This window comes from Providencia sp. (genome assembly GCF_040396775.1).
Classification (GTDB): domain Bacteria; phylum Pseudomonadota; class Gammaproteobacteria; order Enterobacterales; family Enterobacteriaceae; genus Providencia.
The window spans coordinates 73,402-87,096 of sequence record NZ_JBEBNT010000013.1; the positions used below are offsets into that span (position 1 = coordinate 73,402).

9 protein-coding genes are annotated in these 13,695 nt (G+C 38.6%); 6 read left to right on the top strand and 3 right to left on the bottom strand.

From position 1 onward, the window contains the following. Positions 1 to 10 precede the first annotated feature (10 nt). The 3 genes from ABWP91_RS14155 (at position 11) to ABWP91_RS14165 (ending at position 4,396) form a co-directional block, all read left to right on the top strand. Positions 11 to 781, top strand: coding sequence for a class I SAM-dependent methyltransferase (locus ABWP91_RS14155; protein ID WP_353243780.1), 771 nt, complete (start codon positions 11 to 13; stop codon positions 779 to 781). 228 nt (positions 782 to 1,009) lie between these two features. Next, a complete protein-coding gene (locus ABWP91_RS14160; protein ID WP_353243781.1) occupies positions 1,010 to 3,211 on the top strand; it encodes a TonB-dependent siderophore receptor in 2,202 nt (733 codons plus the stop codon). A gap of 84 nt (positions 3,212 to 3,295) precedes the next feature. Next, positions 3,296 to 4,396, top strand: coding sequence for an ABC transporter substrate-binding protein (locus tag ABWP91_RS14165; RefSeq protein ID WP_353243782.1), 1,101 nt, complete (start codon positions 3,296 to 3,298; stop codon positions 4,394 to 4,396). A gap of 1,158 nt (positions 4,397 to 5,554) precedes the next feature. Here ABWP91_RS14165 and ABWP91_RS14170 read toward each other — a convergent pair. After that, the gene (locus ABWP91_RS14170; protein WP_353243783.1) at positions 5,555 to 6,646 is read right to left on the bottom strand and encodes a hypothetical protein; all 1,092 of its coding nucleotides are present in this window, start codon (positions 6,644 to 6,646) and stop codon (positions 5,555 to 5,557) included. Positions 6,647 to 7,258: 612 nt separating this feature from the next. Then, positions 7,259 to 8,158: a LysR family transcriptional regulator gene (locus ABWP91_RS14175; RefSeq protein WP_353243784.1), complete on the bottom strand. Its 900-nt coding sequence runs from the start codon at positions 8,156 to 8,158 to the stop codon at positions 7,259 to 7,261. Positions 8,159 to 8,258: 100 nt separating this feature from the next. On the opposite strand from ABWP91_RS14175, the gene ABWP91_RS14180 reads away from it, so the two are divergent. The 3 genes from ABWP91_RS14180 to ABWP91_RS14190 all read left to right on the top strand — a co-directional run bounded on the left by ABWP91_RS14180 (position 8,259) and on the right by ABWP91_RS14190 (position 11,615). Beyond that, positions 8,259 to 9,590: an MFS transporter gene (locus ABWP91_RS14180; RefSeq protein WP_353243785.1), complete on the top strand. Its 1,332-nt coding sequence runs from the start codon at positions 8,259 to 8,261 to the stop codon at positions 9,588 to 9,590. Further along, positions 9,591 to 9,989, top strand: coding sequence for a hypothetical protein (locus ABWP91_RS14185; RefSeq protein ID WP_353243786.1), 399 nt, complete (start codon positions 9,591 to 9,593; stop codon positions 9,987 to 9,989). A 165-nt stretch (positions 9,990 to 10,154) separates the two neighbouring features. Then, positions 10,155 to 11,615: an MFS transporter gene (locus ABWP91_RS14190; protein ID WP_353243787.1), complete on the top strand. Its 1,461-nt coding sequence runs from the start codon at positions 10,155 to 10,157 to the stop codon at positions 11,613 to 11,615. 63 nt (positions 11,616 to 11,678) lie between these two features. Here the strand turns inward: ABWP91_RS14190 and rpoD are convergent, their stop codons facing one another. Continuing rightward, positions 11,679 to 13,610: an RNA polymerase sigma factor RpoD gene (gene rpoD, locus ABWP91_RS14195; RefSeq protein WP_353243804.1), complete on the bottom strand. Its 1,932-nt coding sequence runs from the start codon at positions 13,608 to 13,610 to the stop codon at positions 11,679 to 11,681. Between the last annotated feature and the right edge of the window lie 85 nt (positions 13,611 to 13,695).

Here is a 13,695-nt window from a genome sequence, read left to right on the forward strand (position 1 = left end):
GAGGTAATGTATGGATCAATCATTTACAGCACACGAAGCGGGGCATAAGTTTTTAGCTCGCCTTGGAAAAAAACGCTTACGCCCCGGTGGAAAAATTGCGACTCAGTGGTTATTGAACCAATCTGGTTTACATAAAGACAGTCAAGTGCTTGAAATTGCCTGTAATATGGGGACGACTGCAATCGAAATCGCTTCACAATTTCGCTGCCATATCACGGGTATTGATATGGATAAACAGGCACTGGAGAAAGCGAAAATGAATGTAGCTCAGCACGGTTTAAGCGATTTAATTACGATTCAAATGGCAGATGCTTCAAAGCTGCCTTTTGCAGATAACAGCTTTGATGTGGTAATTAACGAAGCGATGCTCACGATGTATGGCGATAAGGCCAAAGCGAAGTTATTACAGGAATATTACCGCGTACTGAAACCAGGGGGCTGCCTATTAACCCATGATATTGCATTTAAAAATGCAGAAAACCCACAAGATATTGCATCACAAATGCACGAAGCTATCCATGTTAAGGCTCAGCCACTACCCCAAGCGCAATGGATTGATTTATTTAAGCAAGCTGGCTTTCAACATGTGATGTCCAGTACAGGGCCAATGACCTTATTATCGCCAAAAGGGTTGATTTATGATGAAGGTCTATTGGGCACCATGAAAATTATTCGTAATGCATTAAAAAAAGAAAACCGCCCGCAGTTTTTACGTATGTTTCGTCATTTCAGGCAAAATCGCGGGAAACTCAACTATATTGCAGTAGCCAGCGTGAAATAAGGAAGACACATTCATATGCGCAAGGATGCGTTTAAAACGATACCTAACACAAATAACCTTTTAATTCATCATTGTAATGATAATAATTATTATATCTAACGTGATTATCAGTTACTATTGCGAATAATTTTTCTGCAACATAGTTAGCGGTGATTTAATCATGTGTTGTTATTAGTTCTGGCACTGATAACGATGGTATTAATAATTATATTTAAAGGTTTTAACTCAATGAAAATAAAACATCTTTTTATTCTCTCCCCTTGCTTGTTACCTTTTATGTCTCCCTCGGTATTGGCCGCTGATAACAAAGAAGAAAAAATTACGGTCTCTGCAACTCGTGGTTATAAATCAGTTTCAGAAATGGCACAAACCACTTGGGTGATTGATAACGCCGAAATTGAGCAGCAAGCAGAAGGTGGGAAAGAGTTAAAAGATATTTTATCACAGTTAATTCCGGGAATGAGCGTGAGTGGCCAAGGGCGTACTAACTATGGCATGAACATGCGTGGTCGTTCCATGATAGTGATGGTAGATGGTGTTCGCCTTAACTCTTCACGTAGTGATAGTCGCCAGTTAGATTCAATTGATCCGTTTAATATCAACCACATTGAAGTCATTTCTGGTGCGACGGCAATGTACGGCGGCGGCAGTAGCGGCGGTTTAATTAATATCGTGACGAAAAAAGGCCAAGAAGAAAAACAAGTTTCCCTGCAATTGGGCGGGAAAACGGGTTTTAACAACGGCAAAGATCACGATGAAAATGTCGCAGCAGCAGTGAGCGGTGGTAATGAAAATGCACATGGTCGAGTGTCAGTCGCATATCAACGTTATGGCGGTTGGTTCGATGGCAAAGGTGACGCGATTAATATTGATAATACCCAAACAGGGTTACAGTTCTCTGATCGCCTTGATGTGATGGCATCAGGCACTATCAAAATTAATGAAACACAACAATTTCAAGCGACCTATCAGCATTATAAAAGCGAGTCCGATGGGAAACACGGCCTGTATTTAGGCAAAGATTTTTCCGCGGTTAAGGGCGATGGGAAGGCCTATAACAGTGGCAAATTAAGTTCAGACCGTTTGCCGGGAACTGAGCGTAACCTGCTTAACTTACAATATTCAAATGCGGATGTGCTTGGGCAGGATTTTGTTGCTCAGGTTTACTACCGTGATGAATCACAAAAGTTTTATCCGTTCCCAACGTTGACAGGGAAAGAGGTTTCGAGCATTAGCTCCTCTGACCAACAAACCAATTTCTATGGTACTAAGCTGACATTTAATAGCCAGCCCCTTGATGAATTGACGTTAACTTATGGTGTGGATGCGGAGCATGAGCAATTTCGTGCAAACCAAATGTTTTTTGATTTGGATCGTGCGAAAGAGTCTGGGGGAATGGATCTCACCAAAGCGTTTCAAATTGGCCGCTATCCAAGTTATACCACCACAAACATGGCGACATTCTTACAAAGCAGCTATGACATCACGCCAATGTTTACCTTAAGCGGTGGTGTGCGTTACCAATATACTGAAAACAAAGTGGATGATTTTGTTGGTTATGCACAGCAAGAAGCCATTGCGAATGGCAATGGTAAATCCGCAGACGCTGTACCTGGTGGGAAAACTGATTATAACAATTTACTGTTTAATGCAGGGTTGTTGGTTAACCTAACTGAAGAGCAACAAACGTGGTTTAACTTCTCCCAAGGTTTTGAAATTCCTGATATTGCAAAATATTATGGCACGGGTGATTACGGTGAAACTCCGGATGCGAATGGCCATTGGAACCTAAATAAAAGTGTGAATATCAATGATACTAAAGTCAAAGGGATCAAAGTTAACTCCTTTGAGTTAGGTTGGCGCTATACAGGTGAGAACCTACGCACGCAAGTTGCCACTTATTATTCCTTGTCTGATAGAAGCTACGGCATTAATAAAGATGACATGACCATCTATATGAAGACTGATAAGCGCCGTATTTATGGGGTAGAAGGTGCCGTTGATTACTTCTTTGACGATTCAGACTGGAACGTGGGGAGTAATTTCAACCTGCAAAAATCAGAAACCAAAGTTAATGGTAGCTGGGAAAAATGGAGCGTGGACTTCGCTAGCCCATCAAAAATTAACGCTTATGTAGGCTGGGAGCCGAATGATTGGTCATTACGCTTACAGAGCCAGCAAACATTTAACTTAACGGATGCAGCGGGTAAAAAGCTGGATGGTTATAATACCGTTGATTTATTAGGTAGTTATATGCTGCCTGTTGGTAAAGTGAGTTTTGCCGTTGAAAACTTACTGGATAAAAACTACTCCACTATTTGGGGGCAGCGTGCACAAGGTCTGTATAGCCCTAAATACGGTGCTCCAAACCTGTATGACTATAAGGGACGCGGTAGAACCTTTGCACTTAACTACAGCGTGACGTTCTAACCTGACGTTTTAGTCGATGACAAAGCCACTTAACGGTGGCTTTATTTATTCAGAATTAATTAAATTTAAAGTAAAGGATACCCCATGAAATTATTTCTCACAGGGTTATTGTGTTTACTGAGCTTCTGGGGGCAGGCAAAAACGCCAACAGTGATCACTGACCTACAAGGCCGTGAAGTTACCGTTAATCTTCCCGTCGAAAAGTTATTTTTAGTGGATAGCCGAGATATTTTATCAGTGGATATTGCTGCGGGTAAAACGGGGATTTCCCGTATTACGGGGTGGAGTGATTCATTAACCCAGTATGCTCCTGATTTAAAAGAGGCCTATTTTAGTGTTTTACCTGAATTAGCAAAAATTCCAACACTAAAGAAAACCCGTGAAGCAGGGCTACAAGTTGAAAAGCTGATTGAGCTTGCCCCTGAGGTTATCATCATGCATAAAGCCAACTATGGTGCGATGCATGATAGCCAAATTTTACCGCAGCTTGAAGCGGCAGGTATTCAGGTTATATTTATCGATTTTCGGATGGATATCGTAAAAAATACCCCAAAAAGTATTTTGTTATTAGGGGAATTATTAGGTACTCAAGAACGGGCTACTCAGTTTGCGACGCTATACCAAGAAAAATTGGCGGCAGTAGAATCCCAACTGGTTAAGCCATTTCCTTCTGTGTTAATTGAAGCCAATGCAGGATTATTTGCAGATAATTGCTGTCAGCTCTATGGACGTTCAGGTTATGGCGTTTTAGCGTCTTTAGCGGGGGGAAATAACCTTGTGGCAGACAGTTTCCCTGCAAAAGGGGCTGAAAGCTCCATTGAGAATATTATTACATTAAACCCTGAATTTTATTTCTTAACGGGCGCGGATTGGCATAATTTCAATCGCCGTTCAATCGCCGTCAGCTTAGGATTCCGTGCAAACAAATTAAATGCACAGAAGCAACTAGCCGTATTATTAGATAGGCAAGGGATCTCTTCATTAACGTCGGTAAAAGAAAAGCGCGTAATGGCGATTTACCACAATTTTTATAATAGCCCAATGAATATATTTGCCATTGAAGCTATGGCAAAATTTATGCATCCCGAGACGTTCGGTACGTTAAACCCTGGACAAAACTTAATTGACTTCCAAACGCAATTTACTCAGTTGCGCTCAGATGGCGTGTTTTGGGTAACGCAGTAGATAAAATAAACCCCTAACTTTTTGTTGGTGTGATTAGCTAACAAAAAGTTAGGTTCAGAGCTTTATTATTTCTAGGGCTGTTGATCTTTTTAGGTTTTTTTGAACGGTATGGTGATGATGTATAATCAGTTTCGCCAAAAAGTAACCTACAAATAATCACCATGCCAAGAACAATGGTAACAGAGAAACAGTGGACTACGCTATTCCAACTTATGCGAAGTACAGGACGTGTTTATAATAAGTACGAACATAGAATGACTTTTGACGGAGTTTTATATCGCATGAGGGTGGGAGGTGGCGAGATATTCCAAAAATATTTGGTGAATGGAATACGATTTTTAAGTGGTTTAATCTGTGATCTCGAAAAGGAAGTATTCGATTAATGTTCAATAAATTATCTAGCTTCTCTGACAAAAAAATATCTCTTTATTGATGGGGCTACTGGCCGTGCTCACCAACATTCCACTAGTGTGGCAACAGAATAAAGTGAAAAATAGGAAAAAGCAGAGGAGGTAATTCAACGAAAACTCATCTTGCTATTGATAGCCATGGATACCCTGTTAATTTTGAAACTTCAGGTGGTCATCGAAATGGTATTGTTTTTGCAGAAGAACTTGTTGAAAACAGCCCAACATGTGATTTATCATTGCTAATAAGAACCATAATAGTGAAAAATTTCTAGCGCTACTTAGCGAATGTAAAAAGTTTAACACAGATGGTCTCACGACGAAAAATAAACCTGTCCAATAACTAATATGCTAGAGTCATATTAAGCCGATATAATAAGTTGGCAAAGAATGACTCATCGATGGTGGCTGTATCTCTGATTATGATGTGGTTACCAAAACACCGATGAGTGATTTTTATACAAGAGTCAACAGCCTCTAGTGATGGTGATTAATCATGGCTTACAGAGAATATGTGCTTGAACACCAAAATCTTTGCATGCGCTAATAAAAGTATTAATTAACCATATAAGCTGAATATAATGCGGCTTGCATTTTTCTCCATTAGCGAGTTTTTGGAGCTGTAATGCTAAGTCTCCTTTTTTTAGAAATGGTGTTGCGAGAATTATTTTTCTTATTGAGTTTGGATTTTGATAAATAACATCTAATGCTTTAGATAGCTCGGACCAATCTTTGGCTCCTCTTACTCTTTTTATCTTGGTATTTTCATAATTATTAACCCATTCTTTGTTATATTTATCTTGGAATAATTTTTTTCCGCTTGAGTTCGTCCAATATTTTTTAGTGCTTGAGCTACGACATCATGAAATTTACTTGCCCCAGAGGATGCTTTTTTTGTATATTTGGAATGGATAAAGGCAATAGAAGGTAATGAGCTATTGTAGTCTATAGCAATATGATCTGCCCATTCATCATTCATATCATCGCAAATGGTGATATCATAATTAGAACAGAACGTATCTTCCACTGCCCTAAAAAGTGATGTATCTGGGAATCTGATTAATTTAGGTAAGTGTGGTTTTTCTTTTTCAGAAATAACATTAGAAAAATCATATTGGTCATCAAAAATTTTCAAAATGGAATTAATGTTATTTAAAAGGTGTTTATCTTCAAAGCAAGATTTTGAATAATATGAATAATTAGGTGAATCAAAAACAGCTGAAAATGGTTTTTTTTGATTTATATAAGATTCAAGGGTAATATCCTCATGACCAGCCTCAGTAACTAATATTTCGCTTAGAATTGCATTCTTAATTGTGATTAGATTTGTAGATGTTTTTAATTTCCCTTTTAAATTAATGGCTTTGAATTTTAATGTATTATTGAATACTAATATTGGAGACTGTAAACTTTTGAATAAATAGCGAAGCTCTTTATTAGATAGATTGTTTCCGCTTACACTTTTTAAAATACATTTACCATTTTTTATTTTTTCATCTATCTCACTTAGGTCAATTAAAATTGCTGTAATTTTTATTCCTTTATTAATAATATCTTTCAAGCATATAGGGCTTGCGAAATTATTTAAAAAATCACTAGATTTATTGCTGTTTTTTATTTCATCTTTTATATCAACTATCCAATCAATTAGCCCTTCTATGTTTGATTTTTTATCTCTGTGACTAATTCGAGATGAATTTGGTGACAAAGTGTAAGAACCATTTTGAGCTTTCATTCTAAAACTACTTGGAATTGCTCTGCTAGAAGAATTTGAAGGGATAATGCCATTTAAACTTTTTGCTTCTAGTGAGCGAGATCTAATCACTGCATCAGATATGCTCATATTCTTCATAGTCATTTTTTCGTATTCAGGGTTGCTACTTCCTAAGAAATGGCAAAATTGATCATAACTAAACTCTTCAATGAAATCATTAAGTAACTTTTCAGGTGAGTCAACATGTTTTTTTGAATAACTAAAGTATCTAAACATTCAACTATAAGTAAATATGCATATTTAATTTCTTTTATAGTTGAGTTTTCAAGAAAGCTAGGCTCTTCTTCAAATTTATATGCAACAATTGAGTATTCTGTTTTTAGGCCTGATGTTGTTGTATATATTTTTTTAATTTCATTAATAAGGAAATTTCCGATTTTTTTTCGGATATGTCTGTGAATGCTTTCTTTATAGATGTTTTAGTTAGTTTTTTATTTAAAATATAAAACTGTGCATTTTTACTTAGAGTTAGCTTCATTTTATCGTCTCTTTATTTTAAATTGGATGTTTTTTGTTCTCATTCTAGTTTAGACTGTTCTAATTAAATAATACAATAAAAATTTATTTATTCTTTATTGAAAAATTTTAAACTGAAATGATTTCGAGATTTATTAATTCTATTTTTAACTCATATTGAATTTATATAGCGGGTAATGAATGCTAAGCTTTAATTTTCTAACATCATGAAATAATACCTAATCTTTCGGCTAAGTAATCAATAAAAGTACGCGTCTTCGCGGGTAAAGCGGAGGTACTTGGATAAAGCAACTGAATGTTTTGCTTGGGTAAATTGTATTCGGGAAGAACGCGGACTAAACGTTTAGCATTTAAATCCTCATTCACCAGCCAAGCAGGGCAAATAGCGATGCCTAAAGAGGCTAATACCATTTGGTGGATTACTGCCGCAGAATTTGACTCATATTGGCTTTTAATTAAGGGAAAACTAAATTTATCTCCTTGGTCATTTTGCAAAAAATATTGTGTATCTTGCCAATTTAACAGGGAATGGTTGACCCAAGGAACATGTGCAAGGTCAGAAACCTGATTAATTTGGTATTTTTGAACAAATCCGGGGCTGGCAACTAAGTAAATGTCGTAATCACCTAATTTTTTCATTTTAAGTGATGAGTTTTTTAAATTACCAAGGCGAATAGAGACATCAAGTTTTTCTGTAATTAAATCATCGAGGGATGAATTAACGGAATATTGTAACTTTAACTTAGGATAAAGGCGGCAAAATTCAGGAAGTAAGGGAAGAATAAAGCGTTGACCAAATTCACTTGTCGATGAAAAGCGTAATAAGCCTGAAATATTGGTACCTAAATTTTGGCTTTTTTCAAAGGCTTCATCAATTTGGCTCTGAATGTGCTTAAAGTCTTCGTAAAAATGTTTTCCAACCTCGGTTAGGGCAATACTGCGGGTATTTCGTGTCAGTAAGCTCACATTCAGCTCAGTTTCTAATTGCTTTATGTCTACGCTGACCATAGAGCGACTTAGCCCTAAAATATCCGCCGCTTTAGTGAAAGACCCCGAATCCACGACCTGAAGGAAACTGATAATTTTTTTAAGGTTCTTTTGCATAATGGCATTTATTGTTCTGCTTTATTAAACAATGAGTTTACTTCTCTTGTATCGACAAAGAAAGGGCTAATCCTTATTCTTTGCCGCTGGAGGGGTTGTTATGTCTTATCGATACAAAATTGCGACCGTGTTTTTACTCGGTTTTTTTATTGATTGCATTAATATTTTTATGTCTGCGATATCTTTGCCTGATATTGCATCGTCATTTTCAGCGAGCCAATCACAGGTTGCTTGGGTTGCTAATGCGTATATTTTAGGGTTAGTGTTAGTGATGCCGATTAGCCTGTGGCTAGCTGGGCGGCTGGGTAATCAAAAATTACTGTGTTATTCGATGCTACTTTTCACACTAGCAGTCTGGTTAAGTGGTTCAAGCCAGTCTATTTACAGCTTAATTTTTTGGCGTTTTGTTCAAGGGATGGCTGGAGGGTTATTAATTCCTGTTGGACAAGCTCTCGTTTTTGCATTATTTCCTAATAATGACCGCCAACGTATATCGACATTAATTATGACAGTGGCACTTATTGCACCTGCATTTTCGCCTGCAATTGGTGGCTTAATTATTGATTCGTTATCTTGGCACTGGATTTTCTATTCTAACATTCCATTTTCTTTATTAACGGCTGTACTTGCTTGGGTTTGGATAAAAAATGATGGGCAGGTATCACGGGAAAAGCCAGATATTTTCGGCCTTATATTAGTGAGTATCAGTTTACTTTGCTTATTATTGTCTTTCTCGTTGTATAACGATTATCACAGTATTGTATTGGCCCTTACCAGCTTTTTGAGCTCAGTTGTGGTGTTTGTTTTTTACCTTAACTATGCCAAAAAATGCCGTGAACCTATTTTAAATTTTCAGCTATTAAAAAATAGCAATCTGCGTAATGCCTTTATTGTTTATTACGCAGTGCCTGGCATTTTTACTGGGGTAAATTTACTGAATATTTTTAACTTGCAAATTAATTTGGGCTTTAATGCAGGGCAAACAGGATTATTTATGATTTTGTATGCCGCTGGCGCTGTTGTTTCAATGGTTTCTGGCGGGCGTCTTTATTTTCGTATAGGGAAAAAATGTTTATTTGTTCTCGGTATTGTATTGCATAGCTTGGGAATATTTTTACTTTATTGGGTATCAAGTTCAGCACAATTAAGCTTGTTGGTGATGGCATATTTATTAATGGGCATGGGGGGCGGATTAAGTGCAAACATAGCCCAAATCAGTTCATTGATAGATTTTAAAGATAAAGATTTATTGCAAGGAAGTGTGTTGTGGAATATTAATCGCCAAGTCGCTTTCAGTGTAGGTGCTGTCGTTTTGATTTCCATATATAGCCTAATGCCATTTTCGGATCAGCTATCTAACTACCAATATACTTTTTTAATTGCCTCTATTCTTGGGCTATTTTCATTAATTTCAGTCAGTAAGGAAAAATAAATGCGTGATCCAATGCAAAAGGCACTGCAAAGTGTTATCGACGTACATGTGTTAATTGAAGATGTTTTCACAGGTCGCAATAGCGATCAAAGTGTTGCGCCATTATTAGCCAGTTTTACTGAAAACTTTAAAATGGTCACCATAGGTGGGCAACGAATTGGCTTAACTGAGGTGACTGGGCTATTCAGTCAAAACGTCGGTGCAAAACCCTCATTTCTGACAGTGCCATTTGAGGTTATTCCGTTATTCGAATCCAGTGAGCGGTGTTGGGTTCAATATCAGGAACGACAAGAAAATGAAGGGATCACAACATTAAGGACATCGACAGTCTGTATTCGAGTTGTTGATAACCAATGTTATTGGGAATATCTGCATGAAACTCCCGTTCTGAATAACTAGCTTTCTCTTTTATTAATAAACAACGGCTGATTAGGCCGTTGTTTATTTTTGGTATAAAACGTTTTATTCGCTGACATACAAATAATGATATTCATTCTCATTTAAATTGACCGTCGGTCGGTCATATTTTATGATGTTGTCATAAACGAAGATGAGGTAGATGAAATGAGACGGATATTTTTGGTCCTTGCCGTGTGTTTAGGCACATTTATGGCAACATTGGATATCAGTATTGTGAATGTGGCGCTCCCTGCAATTGGTGACGATCTGGGGGCGAGCTTATCGATGTTACAGTGGATTATTGATGCGTATGCATTGTGTTTGTCGGCATTGATCCTTTCTGTCGGCCCAATCAGTGATCGCTACGGGCGTAAAAAAGTATGGCTGCTGGGGATTGTTATTTTCACTTTAGGCTCAGCGATTTGTGCATTCTCAGTGTCTTCTCAGATGTTAATTATCGGGCGTATTATCCAAGGGATAGCCGCTGCGGCATTGATCCCTGGGGCACTTTCAATCATTACCCAAGCTTTTCATAATGACATTGAACGCATTAAAATTATTGGAATTTGGTCAGCGGTGAGCGCACTTTCATTAATTATTGGCCCAATCTTGGGGGGCTTTTTGGTTGATACCTTTGACTGGGAGACTATCTTTTTAATCAATATCCCAATTGGTTTGTTGACCCTATTATTAGGGTGGATAGGGATCGATGAAAGTGCCGATCCTGATAAGGCAGCGTTTGATCCTTTGGGACAGCTATTGAGTATTGTGGCATTAGGAATCGTAACTTTCGCCTTAATTGAAGCAGGCGATAAAGGCTGGGGAAATTATTTAACACTGGGAGGATTAATCATTTTCCTCATGGCGGTTTTAGCATTTATATGGGTAGAAAAATGGGTTAAAAAACCGCTATTACCGTTTTTCCTTTTTAAAAAGAATCCTTTTTTCTTTCAATATAATATGGCCTCTTTTGCTCTTGGTTTTGCCACTTACAGCAATGTGTTTTTTATCGCCTTATTTTTGCAAAAAGGCCAAGGGTGGGGGGCCTTTGAAGCGGGTATCCGTATGGCACCAGAATTTATTGCAATGGCAATATTTTCATTTTCATTTGGCAAATTATCCCGTTTTATAAGTGTACGTAATTTAATGATTGTTGGATTTATTTTAATTGCGAGCGCTTCATTATTATTTACGCAGGTAAATTCTGAAACCCATTATCTGCCCATTGCAGTAATATTATTTATTTTAGGCGCAGGGATGGGGATGTCGACACCTGCAATTGGTGCTTTAGTGATGGCGAGTGTTGAAAAAGCCTATTCGGGGATTGCTTCAGCCATTATGAACGCGTTAAGGCAGACAGGGATGACACTAGGGATTGCCTTACTTGGCACGCTAATGACACACCGAGCTGTGAGCCAATTGCTTCATAATGATAGGTTGAATAGTGCGATGTCTACTCAAGAAATCGAACGTTTAATTCATAGTTCTGGTTCGATGCCATCGTTGCTAGTTGAGCAACTGGCGCGTTCTGCTTTTGTTTCAGGGTTTAATCTGGCGATGTTTGGCGGAGCGATCGCGATTATTGCAACGTTATGCTTAATGATGAAAAATAAAATAACAAAATGAAATAGCGCCCATAAAAAAACACCTGCCAAGGCAGGTGTTTTTGTCAATAAGAATAATTAAGTCTTATTCATCAAGGAAGCTGCGCAGAACTTCTGAGCGGCTTGGATGACGCAGTTTACGCAGTGCTTTCGCTTCAATCTGACGAATACGTTCACGGGTAACATCAAACTGCTTACCAACTTCTTCAAGAGTATGGTCAGTGTTCATGTCGATACCAAAACGCATACGCAGGACTTTCGCTTCACGTGCTGTTAAACCAGCTAAAACTTCGTGAGTTGCAGAGCGCAAGCTTTCTGACGTTGCAGAGTCTAAAGGCAGCTCTAAAGTCGTATCTTCAATGAAATCGCCTAAATGTGAATCTTCATCATCACCGATAGGGGTTTCCATTGAGATTGGCTCTTTCGCAATCTTCAGAACTTTACGTATTTTGTCTTCCGGCATCAGCATGCGTTCTGCCAGTTCTTCTGGCGATGGCTCACGGCCCATTTCTTGCAGCATTTGACGAGAGATACGGTTCAGTTTATTGATGGTTTCAATCATATGAACCGGAATACGGATAGTACGTGCTTGGTCGGCGATTGAGCGAGTGATAGCCTGACGGATCCACCATGTTGCATAAGTTGAGAACTTATAACCACGGCGATATTCAAACTTATCAACGGCTTTCATCAGGCCGATGTTACCTTCTTGAATCAGGTCAAGGAATTGCAAACCGCGGTTGGTGTATTTCTTCGCGATAGAAATAACCAGACGTAAGTTTGCTTCAACCATCTCTTTTTTCGCACGGCGCGCTTTCGCTTCACCGATAGACATACGACGGTTGATGTCTTTAACCTGTTCGATAGTCAGGCCAGTTTCTTCTTCAATTTGACGCAGTCTTTGCAGACAACGCAGAATTTCTTCTTCAACTTCAAGCAGTTTTTCAGACCAAGGCTTATTCATTGCTTTTGCAGCTGTTAACCAAGTCTCGCTGGTTTCGTTACCGCTGAATAAGGTGATGAAGTTTTTCTTCGGCATTTTGCACTGTTCAACACACAGCTTCATGATAGTACGTTCTTGCAAACGAACGCGGTCCATCATTTCACGCATGTTATTGACCAGATAGTCAAATTGCTTTGGTACTAAACGGAATTCTTTGAACACTTCGGAAAGTTGTTCAATTGCAGCGGCAGTTTTTGTATCGCTGCGTCCATATTGTTTAATATGTTGACGCGTAATTTCGTACTGCTCACGAAGATCAGAGAATTTTTGGCGCGCTAGCTCAGGATCGATGCTGTTATCGTCTTCGCTATCGTCTGCGTCTTCATCTTCTTCATCTTCATCATCGTCTTTATCTAGCTCTTCTTTTGGTAATTCAGAGCCGACGTGGGTGGCAGTAGGGGCTAAATCTTCTTCCGCGTTAGGGTCAACAAAGCCAGTAATCAAGTCAGATAGACGGCTTTCACCTGCTTCAACACGGTCGTATTGTTCAAGAAGGTAAGTGATAGCCTCAGGGTATTCAGCAACAGAACACTGAACCTGATTAATACCATCCTCGATACGTTTTGCGATGTCTATCTCACCTTCACGGGTAAGAAGTTCGACAGTCCCCATTTCACGCATATACATGCGAACAGGGTCAGTGGTACGGCCAATTTCACTTTCAACACTGGATAAAACTTGTGCAGCGGCTTCTGCTGCATCTTCATCTGTATCGGAAGTATTCTCAGCCAAAATCAAATCATCGGCATCAGGTGCTTCTTCCATGACCTGGATGCCCATGTCATTAATCATCTGAATGATATCTTCAATCTGATCTGAATCGACGATATCTTCCGGCAGATGGTCGTTGACCTCAGCATAGGTTAAGTAACCTTGCTCTTTACCCTTGGTGACGAGTAGCTTAAGCTGCGACTGCGGGTTTTGCTCCATAAGACGGTATCCACACTTCTGAGTATTTAGATTGGTGTCGGTCGGCGAAACATTCGGCCAACAAGAACATACAAAGGGAAATATTTATTATTTGCTACGCCCTTTATTTTCGCAGCATTTTACAGGCATCTGCCTTGTGTTTAGCGGCACTTAAGCCGTTTTATATACT